Source organism: Amycolatopsis sp. CA-128772 (genome assembly GCF_002904295.1).
Taxonomy (GTDB): domain Bacteria; phylum Actinomycetota; class Actinomycetes; order Mycobacteriales; family Pseudonocardiaceae; genus Amycolatopsis.
On the sequence record NZ_PPHG01000071.1, the window covers coordinates 197,648 to 210,075 of the forward strand.

12 protein-coding genes are annotated in these 12,428 nt (G+C 71.6%); 3 read left to right on the plus strand and 9 right to left on the minus strand.

Translation table 11 applies throughout. The annotated features are described in order from the left end of the window. Window positions 1-26: 26 nt before the first annotated feature. On the minus strand, window positions 27-659 hold the full coding sequence (locus C2L59_RS25855) for a class I SAM-dependent methyltransferase (RefSeq protein ID WP_199199250.1): 633 nt from the start codon (window positions 657-659) through the stop codon (window positions 27-29). A 21-nt stretch (window positions 660-680) separates the two neighbouring features. Here C2L59_RS25855 and C2L59_RS25860 point away from each other — a divergent pair, with 21 nt between their 5' ends. Further along, window positions 681-1,415 carry an SDR family oxidoreductase gene (locus C2L59_RS25860; protein WP_103352100.1) on the plus strand — a complete coding sequence of 245 codons (735 nt, stop codon included), beginning with the start codon at window positions 681-683 and terminating at the stop codon, window positions 1,413-1,415. Here C2L59_RS25860 and C2L59_RS25865 read toward each other — a convergent pair. Continuing rightward, the gene (locus tag C2L59_RS25865) at window positions 1,412-2,431 is read right to left on the minus strand and encodes an SDR family oxidoreductase (RefSeq protein ID WP_103352101.1); all 1,020 of its coding nucleotides are present in this window, start codon (window positions 2,429-2,431) and stop codon (window positions 1,412-1,414) included. The genes C2L59_RS25860 and C2L59_RS25865 overlap by 4 nt on opposite strands. Window positions 2,432-2,501: 70 nt before the next feature. Between C2L59_RS25865 and C2L59_RS25870 the strand changes: the two genes are divergently transcribed. Next, window positions 2,502-3,380 (plus strand): LysR family transcriptional regulator, encoded by an 879-nt coding sequence (locus tag C2L59_RS25870; RefSeq protein WP_103352102.1) that lies wholly within the window; start codon window positions 2,502-2,504, stop codon window positions 3,378-3,380. Here C2L59_RS25870 and C2L59_RS25875 read toward each other — a convergent pair. Further along, a complete protein-coding gene (locus tag C2L59_RS25875) occupies window positions 3,377-3,949 on the minus strand; it encodes an amino acid transporter (protein ID WP_103352103.1) in 573 nt (190 codons plus the stop codon). The genes C2L59_RS25870 and C2L59_RS25875 overlap by 4 nt on opposite strands. Beyond that, on the minus strand, window positions 3,946-5,391 hold the full coding sequence (locus C2L59_RS25880) for an ABC transporter substrate-binding protein (protein ID WP_103352104.1): 1,446 nt from the start codon (window positions 5,389-5,391) through the stop codon (window positions 3,946-3,948). Before C2L59_RS25880 ends, C2L59_RS25875 begins: the two co-directional genes overlap by 4 nt. A gap of 104 nt (window positions 5,392-5,495) precedes the next feature. Here C2L59_RS25880 and C2L59_RS25885 point away from each other — a divergent pair, with 104 nt between their 5' ends. Beyond that, complete coding sequence (locus tag C2L59_RS25885) at window positions 5,496-6,830, plus strand: LVIVD repeat-containing protein (protein WP_103352105.1); 1,335 nt, start codon at window positions 5,496-5,498, stop codon at window positions 6,828-6,830. A gap of 6 nt (window positions 6,831-6,836) precedes the next feature. On the opposite strand, the gene C2L59_RS25890 is transcribed toward C2L59_RS25885, so the two are convergent. The 5 genes from C2L59_RS25890 to C2L59_RS25910 form a co-directional block, all read right to left on the minus strand. Beyond that, window positions 6,837-7,394, minus strand: a complete 558-nt coding sequence (locus tag C2L59_RS25890) for a GNAT family N-acetyltransferase (RefSeq protein WP_103352106.1) — start codon at window positions 7,392-7,394, stop codon at window positions 6,837-6,839. A gap of 85 nt (window positions 7,395-7,479) precedes the next feature. Beyond that, window positions 7,480-9,057 carry a glycoside hydrolase family 13 protein gene (locus C2L59_RS25895; protein WP_103352107.1) on the minus strand — a complete coding sequence of 526 codons (1,578 nt, stop codon included), beginning with the start codon at window positions 9,055-9,057 and terminating at the stop codon, window positions 7,480-7,482. A gap of 26 nt (window positions 9,058-9,083) precedes the next feature. Beyond that, a complete protein-coding gene (locus C2L59_RS25900; protein ID WP_103352108.1) occupies window positions 9,084-9,953 on the minus strand; it encodes a carbohydrate ABC transporter permease in 870 nt (289 codons plus the stop codon). Beyond that, entirely contained in the window at window positions 9,950-10,918 is a 969-nt protein-coding gene (locus C2L59_RS25905; protein WP_103352109.1) for a carbohydrate ABC transporter permease, read from the minus strand. Before C2L59_RS25905 ends, C2L59_RS25900 begins: the two co-directional genes overlap by 4 nt. After that, on the minus strand, window positions 10,896-12,272 hold the full coding sequence (locus tag C2L59_RS25910) for an ABC transporter substrate-binding protein (RefSeq protein ID WP_103352110.1): 1,377 nt from the start codon (window positions 12,270-12,272) through the stop codon (window positions 10,896-10,898). Before C2L59_RS25910 ends, C2L59_RS25905 begins: the two co-directional genes overlap by 23 nt. Window positions 12,273-12,428: the final 156 nt, after the last annotated feature.

The window sequence follows — 12,428 nt, forward strand, 5'->3', positions numbered from 1 at the left end:
GCAGCGCGCTCGCTGGGCCGGTTCCGTCACGGGCGGCCGGTGACCAGGAGGTGGAAGCCGAGCCCGCCGCCGGCGAGCCGTTCGTGGGCCCGTACTTCCAGCCCGGCGCGCCCCAGCGCGGCCTCGACGTGGTCCAGGGGACGAATCCGGAAACCGTTGCGGGTCAGCATTTCGGCGCGGTTCATCGCGTCCGGATCGCCGATGCCGAGCACGAACCGGCCGTCCGGCCGCAGCACGCGGGCGATCTCGGCGAGGGCGGCGTCGAGGTCGTCGATGAAGTAGATGGTGTTGGTCGAGACGATCACGTCGACCGAAGCGGCGGCCAGGGGGAGCGCCGTCATCGAGCCTTCGTGCACCTGCAGCCGGCCCGCGGCGATCTCCCGGCGGAACGTCTTGCGGGCGCGCTCGAGCATCGTCAGGGAGATGTCCACGCCGTGAACCTCGCCGGCTTCCCGCAGCAGCAGGGAGAGGCCCAGCCCGCCGCCGAAGCCGACGTCGAGGCCCGTTTCGGTGCGGCCGGGCTTCAGCGCGGCGACCGCCCGCACGACCACCGCCCGGTTCCGGCGGTTGAGCATCGCGCCGACGATCCGCCCTCGCAGGCCGTTAGGGTGGCCGAGTTGCCGGGCCAGCCCGGCCTGGAAGCTCTCGCGAAGTCCCATGCGGGCAGTCTAGGAGGAACGATGGCGAAGGTGGCAGTGGTCACCGGGGCGGGTTCGGGCATCGGACGAGCGGTGGCCCGCGCGCTCCTGGCGGACGGCTACCGCGTCGCCCTGGCCGGCCGGCGCGCTTCGGCGTTGGAGGTAACCGCGTCGGGCTTCGAGAACGCGCTCGCCGTGCCCACCGACGTGTCCGACGAAGGCTCGGTCGAAGCACTCTTCGAAACCGTGCGCGACCGGTGGGGGCGGCTCGACCTGCTCTTCAACAACGCCGGGATCTCCGCCGGAGGGACGGTCGCCGACCTGTCCGTCGAGGACTGGAAGCGGACCGTCGACGTCAACCTCACCGGGATGTTCCTCTGCGCGCGCCAGGCCGTGCGGCTGATGAAGGACCAGGACCCCCGCGGCGGCCGGATCGTCAACAACGGCTCGATCTCGGCGCACGTCCCGCGGCCGGCGAGCGTCGCCTACACCGCGACCAAGCACGCCGTCACCGGCCTGACCCGGTCGATTTCCCTGGACGGCCGGGCCTGGAACGTCGCCTGCGGCCAGCTCGACATCGGCAACGCGGCCACCGAGATGACCGAGCGGATGGCCGCCGGCATCCCGCAGCCGGACGGCCGGGTGGTGGCGGAGCCGACGTTCGACGTCCGCCACGTCGCCGACGCGGTCCGGTACATGGCGGGGCTGCCGCTCGACGCGAACGTCCAGTTCCTGACCGTCACGGCGACGACCATGCCGTTCATCGGCCGCGGCTAGGGGATCACCCGGGCCTTCCGGAACTCGTCGAAGAGCCGGTAGAACATCTGCTCCGTCTCGACGTACTCGTGGAACCCCGCCCGGCGCGCCTTCGACGTGTCCGCGAACATGTCGTAGTCCCAGCCGAACACGAAGTCGCCGAACGCCCATGATGCCGAAACGTCCGCATAGGACGCCGAAAGGCCGTGGCGTTCCGCCAATGACGTCCACAGTGGACCCTTGTCCGCCATGACGTCCGCCAGGGACATCGGCAGCGGCGGGGCGACTTCCAGGCCGAAGTACGCCGCCAGTTTCGGCCAGAGCTCGCGCCAGCGGAACAGGTCGCCGTTGGCGATGTTGAACGCGCCCTGGTGGCCGGTGGCCCAGACCGTGGCCGCGGCCAGGAGGCCCGCGTCCGTCATCTCCAGCAGGCTGTCGTACGCCCCCGGCCGGCCCGGGAACCGCAGCGGGAGCCCGAGTTCCTTCGAAATCGACGCGTACACCGCGATCACCAGCGCGAGGTTCATCGGGTTGCCCAGCGCGGTGCCGCCGACCACCGACGGCCGGATCGCCGACCACGTCCAGGAACCCGCCCGCCGCTCGAGGAACTGCTGCTGGTCGACGTTGAACTCCGGCGGCATGTGCCCGGCGTCGGTCTCGCGCGCCGGGGTCTTGAACGGCCCGAGGTGCGCGCCGTACACCTTGTAGCCCTGCATCAGGCTGACGTGCTCGAGGCCGGGGGCCGCCGCCTCGACGGCGTCGACGAGGTTCGTCAGCATCGCCAGGTTCGGCGGGACCAGCTCGGCCCACGTCGGTTTGTCCTGGTAGGCGGCGTAGAAGAGGTGCGTCGCCGCGGTCAGGGGAGCGAGCGTCGCGCGGGTGCCGGCGGGGTCGAGCAGGTCGACGGCGACCGCGCCCGGGCCGCCGCGGCGGGAGAGGCCGACGACGTTCCAGCCGCCGTCCGCCCGCAGGTGCTCGACCAAGTTCTTGCCGATGATGCCGTTCGCGCCGGCGACCAGTGCTGTCTTGCGTTCCATGACTTCAGCTTCGGCCGGACATGCGGATAAGTCCAAGGCTTAGTAATCACCACCTCGATAAGCTGTAGTCATGACGAGCCTGCGGCAGCTGGAGTATCTGGTCACCGTGGTCGACACCGGGTCGTTCACCCGTGCGGCCGAGCAGCTGCACGTGACGCAGCCCGCGTTGTCGCACCAGATGCGGGCCCTCGAACGCAGCCTCGGCGGGCCGCTGCTCGAACGGCTGCCCCGCGCGGTCCGGCTCACCCCGATGGGCCGGGCGATGCTGCCGCACGCGCGTGCCGCGCTGGCCGACGCCGAACGCGCCCGCTGCGCCGCCCGGCTGGCGTCCGGCACGACGGCGGGCGAGCTGCAGGTGGCGACGGTCTACTCGATGAGCCTCGGCGTGCTCCCGCCCGCGTTGCGCGTGTGGCGCCGCGACCGCCCCGAGGTCGACGTCCGGCTGATCGAGTTCCGCCACGCCGACGAGCTGCGCGAGGCGATGGCGGCGGGCGAGGCGGACATCGCGCTCGGCCCGCGTCCCACCGGCTGGCCGGGGCCGGTGCGCGAGCTGGGCACGGAGGAGTTCGTCGTCGTGCTGCCCGCCGACGGCGCGACCGAGGACGAGGCCACCGGCGAGGTCGACCTGGCCACGCTCGCGGACTGCGCGTGGGTCCACTACGCCCCGGGCAACGGCCTGGCCGAGCTGGTGGACGCGGCCTGCGCGGCGGCGGGCTTCCGCCCGCGGCCGGCGGTCCGCACGGAGCAGACGGCGGCGGCCCCGATCCTGGCGGCGGCGGGCCTGGGGCCGGCCCTGGTCCCGGCGAACGTCCTGCCGGCCCGGTTCGAAGGCCGGGTGCTGCGGCCGTCGGTGCCGGTCCGGCGGGTCCTGGCGGCCTACACCCGGGCGGCGGTGGACCCGCTGACCTCGGCGTTCATCGAGACCTTGGCCGAGCACGCGGTGGTCTAGAGGCGGTCCTGCCAGGGGTGGGTGTCCTCGAGTGCGTCCGCGAGCCACCGTCGCTGAGCGGTGTCGAGCACCGGGAGCACCGCGGCGAAGTCCTGCTCGTCCTTGGGCCGGGTGCCGTGGGCCTTGGCGAACAGCTGCACCTCGGGCGCCAGGTAGGGGACGCCGTCCGGCGAGACCCTGCCGAGCTCGGCGACCGGCCGCCGCACGGCCGGATCGCGGCGGGAAACCCACTCGTTCCCCCGTGCCTCGTCGAGCATGACCTGGATCCGCCACGGTGCGGCCGCCGCCGGGCGGCACCACACGTCGTCGATCCCGGTGGACAGCAGCTCGCCGCGCGCCCACGGGCGCAGCGTGCCCGGCGGGTCCGCCGCCCACCACTCCCACGACGGCAGCGCCGCCTGGACGGCGAGCTGATCGCGCCGCAGCAGCAGCACGTCGACGTCGCCGTGCTCGCGGAACGCGCGGCCGGCGGCCAGTTCGATCGCGTACCCGCCGGCGATCCACCACGGCACGCCGGTGCCGGCGAACAGCCGGGCGACCTCGGGCAGCGGCGCGGGGTCCCAGCTCACGAAACGCCGATTCCCGCCAGTACCGGGCCCGTGAACGGCGTCGTCGTGACGTCGTGGACCCGCGATCCCCACACCGCGTGGCCGTGGCCCGACCACAACGGCGCCGCCGGCAGGTCACGCAGCAGCTGGTTCTCCGCCAGGCGGTACAGCTCGCCCGCCTCATCGGGGGTCGCCGCCGCGTCGGCCATGGCCAGGTTCTGGCGGAACACCTCGTCGGTGTAGCCCGACTGCGCCGCCAGCGCCGAGAGCAGCTCGTACGGGCTCGGCGTCGCCAGCTTGAGGTCCACTGTGGATGGCCCGTCGAGCTGACCGGTGTTCGGGAGCGCCTGAGCCGTCACGGAAACGTCCAGGGCCTTGTGCAGCCCGACCGCCAGGGTCCGGGTCCACGCCTCGGCACCCGGTCCGAAGTAGACGGTCGCACCGCCCGGGAACGCCGCCTGCTTCAGCAGGGCCTTGCCCGCCGCCGGGTCGAAGCTGCACGGCCGGCAGGTGCCGGTCCGCTCGCCCGGGGCGTCCGCCGGGGGCAGCAGGGCCTTGGCCGGGTCGACCTGGTGGGCCAGCGGGCCCGCCTCCAGGGCCGCGCGGTCCACGCCGAGCGCGAAGCCGTGGCGGACCGTCGGGTCGGCGAACCGGGGGTTCGTCACCGGGAAGGCCAGGTAGCCCGCCTCCGGGAGGGCCCAGGTCGCGTGGCGGTCGGCGAAGTCGCCGTGCATCGCCTCGTGCCGGGCGCCGGGGACCTCGGTCGCGAGGTCGAGCGTGCCCGCCTTCACCGCGTCGTACTGGGCGCCCGGCTCGCCGACGCGCAGCTCGATCTGCTCGGCCTTCCCCGCGCCGACGCGCTTCAGGGTGCCGCCCAGGCCGGGGTGCCAGCCGCCGTCGAGGCGGTACGGGCCGTTGCCGATCGGCGCCTTCGCGAAGCCGTCCCAGTCGTGGGAGGCGAGCACCGACGCCGGCAGGGGGACCAGGCCCGGCGCGGACAGCAGCGCCGGCACCTGACCGGACGGGCGCTCCAGCGTCAGTGTGATCGTGTCGGGGGCCGTCGCCTTGATCTCGCGGGCGCGCAGGAGCTTGGTCAGCACCGGGGACGAGACCCAGCGCGCCGCCGCGACCGCCCGCCACGTGTCCACATAGGACTGCGCGGTGACCGGCGTGCCGTCGTGGAACGTCGCCGGCCGGAGCTTGACCGTCCAGTGCACCCGGTCGGCGCTCTCGATCGACGCCGCCGCGCGCGGGGTGAGCTTGCCGGCCGCGGCGTCGTAGTCGGCGAGCGGGGTCCAGAGCGCGCCGGTCACCAGGCGGCCCGCCTGGTCGTCGAGGTCGGCCGGCAGCAGCGTCGCCGGCTCGCGGATGCCGACGGACAGGACACCGGGCCGGGCGGGATCGGCACCGGAACAGCCGGTGACGGCGAGGGCCACGACGGCGAGCAGGGCGAGCAAACGCATGAGCAAGTCCTACCAGTCGGAAGGCAACGAAAGACGGTTGTGTCCGGTTGATCTCCGTCGTACCGTTCGGGAGGTCACGGTCGGAGCGTTCTGGGAGGTTTCGCGTGCGCACCTGGTTGCGGTCGTGCTTCGCCGCCGTCACCGTCAGCGCCACGCTGGTCGCGACCGGGCTGCCGGCCGCCGCCTGCGGCGAAGACGACAAGCCCGCGGTCCCGGCCGCCCGCACGCTGGGCGATCCCGGGGCGATCAAGAACGTCAAGGCCGTCGGCAACGTCCCGGACGCCGCCGGCGCCATCTCGATCAACTTCCTCGACTACGGCCGCCGCGACGTCATGGTCGTCTCCGGCGAGTTCGGGTTGAAGGTGTACGACCTGACGAAGAACCCGGCCGCGCCGAAGCTCGTCGGGCAGGTCAGCCTGCCCGGCCTGTGGGAGACCGAGGACACCGAGGTCGACCAGAACCGCAAGCTGGTGTTCCTCTCCCGCGATCCGCGCGCGTACGGCGGCACCACGCACACCGGCGAGTCCGGCATCTACGTCGTCGACGTCTCGAAGCCCGAGGCCCCGGCGATCCTCAGCTACGTGAAGGTGCCCGCCGGCCACACCACCAGCTGCGTCGACGGCTGCCGCTACCTCTGGACCGGCGGCCCGGCCAAGGCCGACGACCAGCCGGCCGACTGGGGCGGGCGGCCGATCTGGGTCACCGACATCCGCGACCCGAAGCACCCGAAGGTCAACCCGCAGCCGATCGAACTGGCCCGCAACGACGGCAAGACCGACTACGTGCACGACGTCCAGGTGGACGGCAACGGCGTGGCCTGGGTGTCCGGCCGCGGCGGCGTCCGCGGCTACTGGACGTCCGGGATCCACCGCGACCCGCTCACGAACAAGATCCGCCGGGCGACCGCGCACGAACCGGTCCCGTACGCCGGCGGCGGCATCGCCGAGACCGCGGCGCCGTCGCGGTTCATGCACAACAGCTTCCACCCGGCCGGCCACCGCGTCGGTGACGGCGCCTGGCGCGGCCAGGACCTGATCTACGCGACGGAGGAGAACTTCGTCGACGGCTGCGCGGGCGACGGCGTCCTGACGATCTCGTCGCTGGCGGGCTCCTACCACGGCGAAGGCTGGCGCTCGACGCCGGAGAAGCCGTTCCGCCTGCAGAGCGTCGGCACGTGGAGCGTCAACGGCCAGGAGGGCAGCGACCCGGCCTCCGACGACTGCTCCGCGCACTACTTCGACGTCCGCGGCAAGATCCTGGTCCAGTCGTTCTACGCGCAGGGCACCCGGTTCCTCGACGTCAGCGACCCGACGAACCCGCGGCAGATCGCCTACTACCGCCCGGGCGACGCGAGCGCGTGGGCGCCGTACTGGCACGGGAAGTACGTCTACGTGGCCGACAACACGCGCGGAGTGGACGTCCTGCAGCTTACGAAGTAGGGCTTTTCAGGGGCTCCGGGTGGCGGAGCCCCCGGCTCGGGGCGAAGCCCCGGATGACGCCGTAGGGCACCAGTAGCGCAGGCGCCCGGCCTGGCTGGTGTCGGTGAGGACGCCGCCGTTGCGTTCGATCACGCGCCGCGAGGCGTGGTTGTCCGGCGCGCACGTCAGCAGCGCGCGTTCGAGGCCGCCCTCGTGCGCGGTGGCCAGCACGGCGCCCAGCAACGCCGTCGCGTGGCCCCGGCCACGTGCGGTGGGGCGGATGTCGTAGCCGATGTGCCCGCCGAACTCGGTCAGCTCCGGGGTGAGCCGGAGGTTGAGGCGGGCGCGGCCGAGAAACTGCCCGCCCTCGACCCACCAGTAGATGCGGTGGGGGGTCCGGTCCCGCACGCTGGGCGCCGCACCCACCAGGCCGGCCCAGCGCAGGTGCTCGAGCCAGTCCCGGAACGCCGCCGGTTCGGCGACGTCGCGTGGCCGGACCTCGAGGGCCTCGCCCTGGTCCTGGAACTCGTGCAGGGCGGCGAGGAACGACTCGTGGTAGCTCTCGTCGGGGACGACCAAGGACATCGCCCGACCATCCCCGACGCCCGCGCCGTGGGCAACCGGGTTTCCGGAGGCCGCCACCCGGTCGGCGACGGCCTCCGGCGGCTCTTCAGGAGCGCAGCCACACCGCCGTGTCGGTCGGCAGCTCGCCGTCGACCGGCCCGCTGGCCAGCAGGAGTTCGCCGGGCGGGAGCGGGACCGGCGTGGCCGAGAAGTTCAGAGCGAAGGTGAACCCGGGGCCGGTCCGGAACGCCAGCACGCCGTCACCGGGCGACAGCCATTCGAGCTCGCCGGCGGGCAGCGTCCGGCGCAGCCGCAGGCCCTCCCGGTACAGCGACAGCATCGACGCCGGATCCGCCGCCTCGGCTTCCGCCGTGTACGCCTTCCACTCGGCGGGCTGCGGCAGCCAGGCCCCGCCGGAGCCGAACCCGAACGGCGGCTCGTCGCCGGACCACGGGATCGGCACGCGGCAGCCGTCGCGGCCGGGGTCGGTGCCGTTCGTGCGCGCCCACACCGGGTCCTGCCGCAGCTCGTCCGGGATGTCCAGGACTTCCCACAGCCCCAGCTCCTCGCCCTGGTAGACGTACAGCCCGCCGGGCAGGGCCAGCGTCAGCAGCGCCGCCGCCCGCGCCCGCCGGGTGCCCAGCTCCCGGTCGACCGGCAGCTCGTGCAGCCGGTTCGCGAAGCTGAAGCCGGTGTCCTCCTGCCGTCCGTAGCGCGTGACGTGCCGGGTGACGTCGTGGTTCGACAGCACCCACGCCGCCGGGGCGCCGACCTCGTCGTGCGCGCGCAGGGTCCGCGTGATGACGTCCCGGAAGCGCGCGGAATCCCACGGGCAGACCAGGAAGTCGAAGTTGAACGCCGAGTGCAGCTCGTCGCGGCGCAGGTAGCGCGCCGCGCGCGAGGCGTCCGCCAGCCACATCTCGCCGACCAGCACGCGCTCGCCGCCGTAGCTGTCGGCGATCTTGCGCCACGACCGGTAGATCTCGTGCAGCCCTTCCTGGTCGGAGAACGGCGTCTCGTCGCCGTCGTCGACGTCGGGCAGGTGCGGGTCCTTGACCAGGCCGTCGGCGACGTCGATGCGGAAGCCGTCGACCCCGCGGTCGAACCAGAAGCGCAGCACGTCCTCGAACTCGGTGCGGATCTCCGGGTTGTCCCAGTTGAAGTCGGGCTGGCGGGAGCTGTAGAGGTGCAGGTACCACTCGCCGTCCGGGACGCGTGTCCAGGCGGACCCGCCGAAGCGGGACTTCCAGTTGTTCGGCGGCTCGCTGCCGTCCGGGCCGCGGCCGGGCCGGAACCAGAACCGCTGCCGCTCCGGTGATCCCGGGCCCGCTTCGAGGGCGGCCTGGAACCAGCGGTGCTCGTCGGAGCAGTGGTTGGGCACGATGTCGATGATCACCCGGATCTCGCGCGCGTGGGCCTCGGCGATCAGCGCCTCCGCCTCGGCGAGGGTGCCGAACAGCGGCTCGATGTCGCGGAAGTCGGCGACGTCGTAGCCGCCGTCGTCCATCGGGGACGGGTACCACGGGGTGAACCAGATCGCGTCGATCCCCAGGTCGGCCAGGTGGTCCAGCCGGGCGCGGACGCCGGCGAGGTCGCCCACGCCGTCGCCGTTGCCGTCCGCGAAGCTGCGGATGTACACCTGGTAGATCGCCGCGCTCCGCCACCAGCCGGTCTTGTCGGTCACGAAAGTGCCCTCCTAGTAGTCGAGGCTCAGCCCTTGAGCCCGCCGGCGGTCAGGCCGGCGAGAATCTGCCGCTGGAACACCAGGAACAGCGCCACCATCGGCAGGCTGGCCAGCACCATCCCGGCGACGAGCACGTTGAGCGGCATGTCGATCGCCACCCGCTGCAGCATCACCGAGAGCGTCTGCTTTTCGGTGTCCGGGAACACCAGCAGCGGCCAGATGAAGTCCTTCCACGCGGTGACCACCGCGAGGATCGACACCACGGCCAGGATCGGCCGCGAGATCGGCAGGATGATCTTCCACAGGGTGCGCACCGGCCCGGCGCCGTCGAGGCGCGCCGCTTCGACGAGCTCGTCGGGGATCTGGTCGAAGAACCGCTTCAGCAGGTAGATGTTGAACGCGTTCGCCGCCGCCGGCAGCCAGACCGCGGCCGGCGAGTTGATCAGGTTGAGGTGCAGCAGCGGCAGGTCGGTCACCGTCACGTACGTCGGGACCAGCAGCGCCGTCGCGGGCAGCATCAGCGTGGCCAGCATCAGCCCGAGCACGACGTTGCCGAACTTCGGCCGCAGCTTCGACAGCGCGAACGCGGCCGGGACGTCGATGGCCAGCTGCGCCAGCCACGCGCCGCCGGCCACGATCAGCGTGTTGAGGAAGTACTTGCCCAGGCTGAGCTGGTCCCAGGCGTCGGCGAAGGTTTCCGGGTGCCACTCGTGCGGGACGAGCGTCGCCGGCGTCTGCGCCAGTTCCTGCGGCGACTTCATCGCGCCCGTCACGACCCAGTAGAGCGGGAACATGAAGGCGAGGACGAAGACGGCGAGCGTGCCGGCGAAGACGACGCCGTAGACGAGCTTGCCGCGCGGGCTGCGCAGCGCGCCGGGCGAGACGAGGGTCCTCATGACTGGTCCGCCTTCCGCGTCAGCCGGACGTACCACGCCGAGAACACGCCGAGCGCCACGAACAGCAGCAGGCTCATCGCGCTCGCCGCGCCGAAGTCGTTGTAGACGAAGGCGTAGCGGTAGAGCAGCAGGAGCACGGTCACCGTGGAGTCGTCCGGGCCGCCGCCGGTCATCACGTACGGTTCGGTGAACACCTGCATGGTCGCGACGACCTGCAGCAGGAGCAGCACCAGCAGGACGAACCGGGTCTGCGGGAAGGTGACGTGCCGCAGGCGTTTCCACGTCCCGGCGCCGTCGAGCTCCGCGGCTTCGTAGAGCTCGCCGGGGATGGTGCCGAGGGCGGCGAGGTAGATGAGCGTGGTGCTGCCCATGTTGGCCCACGTCGAGACGAAGACCAGGGACAGCATCGCCGTGGTGCTCGAATCCAGCCACTGGCCGCCGGGCAGGCCGACCGCGCCGAGCGCCGAGTTGAACAGGCCGGGGCCGGGGTCGTAGAACCACTTCCACATCAGCGCGGTGACCACGGGCGGCAGCATCACCGGCAGGTAGACGGCGAGCCGGAAGAACGCCTTGGCGTGGCGGAGTTCGTTCAGCAGCACCGCGGTGAGGAACGGGACGGCGAAACCGAAGACGAGCGCGAGCCCGGTGAACAGCAGCGTGTTGCGCCAGGCGACGCCGAAGAGCGGGTCGTCGAACAGTTTCGCGAAGTTGCCGAAGCCGACCCACGCCGGTGCGTTGACGAAGTCGACCTGCTGGAAGCTCAGCAGCACCCCGCGCACGATCGGGTACCAGGAGAACAGGGCGAAGACGACGAGCGCGGCGCAGAGCAGGCCGTACGCGGTGACGTTTTCCTTGAGCTTGCGGCGGAACCTCGCCCGGTTCGCCGGCGTTGCGGCCGGGCGCCCGGCCCGCGACGGTTTCGCCGCGGGCCAGGCGAGCAGGCTACTTGACCTGGGCGAGGACACTGTTGACCTTCGACGACGCCGACGACAGCTGCTGGTCGAGGTTGGCGTTCTGGTCGGTCAGCACGGCCTGCATCACGCTGTCGAGCGCGGCGTAGATCTGCTGCGCGTTCGGCGGCTCGATGCTGCCCTTGATCTTGCTGGTCGTGTCCACATAGGACTGGAAGTTCTTCGCGGGCACGTTGGCGTACTTGGCCTTGAGGGTCAGCTGCTGTTCGCGGACGGCGCCGGTCCAGACGTCCGGGGTCGGCTCGGCGGGCAGCCCGACCGGCTGCTTGCCGTCGACGTACTGCTGGATGTGCTTCTCGAAGCGGTCCGGGTTGAGGTACTTCCACTGGATCCACTCGAGGCCGGCCTTGATCTTCTCCGGCGACGCCTTCGGGTTGACCATGTAGCCTTCGCCGCCGAGCAGGGTGCCCTGGCCGCCGGGCATGCCGGCGATGCCGTAGTCCTCGTACTTGCCGTTGAACTGCTTGACGAGCACGGGCACGTTGTCCGGGGCGGCCATGTACATGCCGAGCTGGCCGGCGCCCATCATCCGCTGCACGTCCTGGGCTTCGAGGAGCTGCTTGGCGCCCATGGAGTTGTCGGTCCAGCGCATGTCGTGCAGGTACTGGAGGGCTTGCTTGCCCTTCTCGTTGGCGAAGCCGGCGACCCACTTGTCGCCGTCCTTGCGGGCGATGTCGCCACCCATCGAGTAGAGCCAGCCGGTGAGGTGCCAGCCACCCTGGTTGTTCTTGCTGTAGTCGGCGTACCCGACGACGCCGTTCCCGAGGGCGGAAATCTTCTTCGCGGCCTCACGCACTTCGTCCCAGGTCTGCGGCGGCTTGTCGGGGTCGAGCCCGGCCTTCTGGAACAGCGGGCGGCTGTAGAGCAGCCCCATGGTGTAGTTCATGGTGGGCAGGCCGTAGAGCTTGCCGTTCGCGTCCCGGAAGTTGTCCAGCAGTTCCGGCTTGATGTCGTTGATGTGCGGAACGCTCTTCGCGGCTTCCGTGATGTCGGCGGCCTGGTGCCGGGCGATGATCTGCGCGGGATCGGTGAAGTAGACGTAGTAGACGTCTTCGAGCTGCCCACCGGCGAGCTTCGCGGAGAAGGTCTTCGGATCCATGAAGCCTTCGTGCGGCTCGATGTCGATGTTCGGGTGGGCCGCCTCGAACTCCTTGACGTCGGCGTCGAAGACGCTGCGCTCGAACGGCTGACTGGTCGGCGGCTGCCCGGTGACGGTGATCTTGACCTTGCCGCCGGTCTGGGCGGCGGTGTCGCCGTCCCCGCAGGCGGCTGCGGTGACGGCCAGGCTGCCGGCGGCAAGCAGGCACAACATCCGTCGGGCGGCGGTTCTGGACCAGGGACTGCTCATCTCGAGCCTCTTCTCGGAGTGGCGACGGCTGTCACGTGATTGCGGTCACTCTAAAGTGGCAAACCGGATCGGCGCAATAAGCCGACGAGAATCTGCAAGTTACGAACAGACGCGCAGGGGCCCGTCGTCCGCGACCACAGTCAGGCTTCGGGGTGG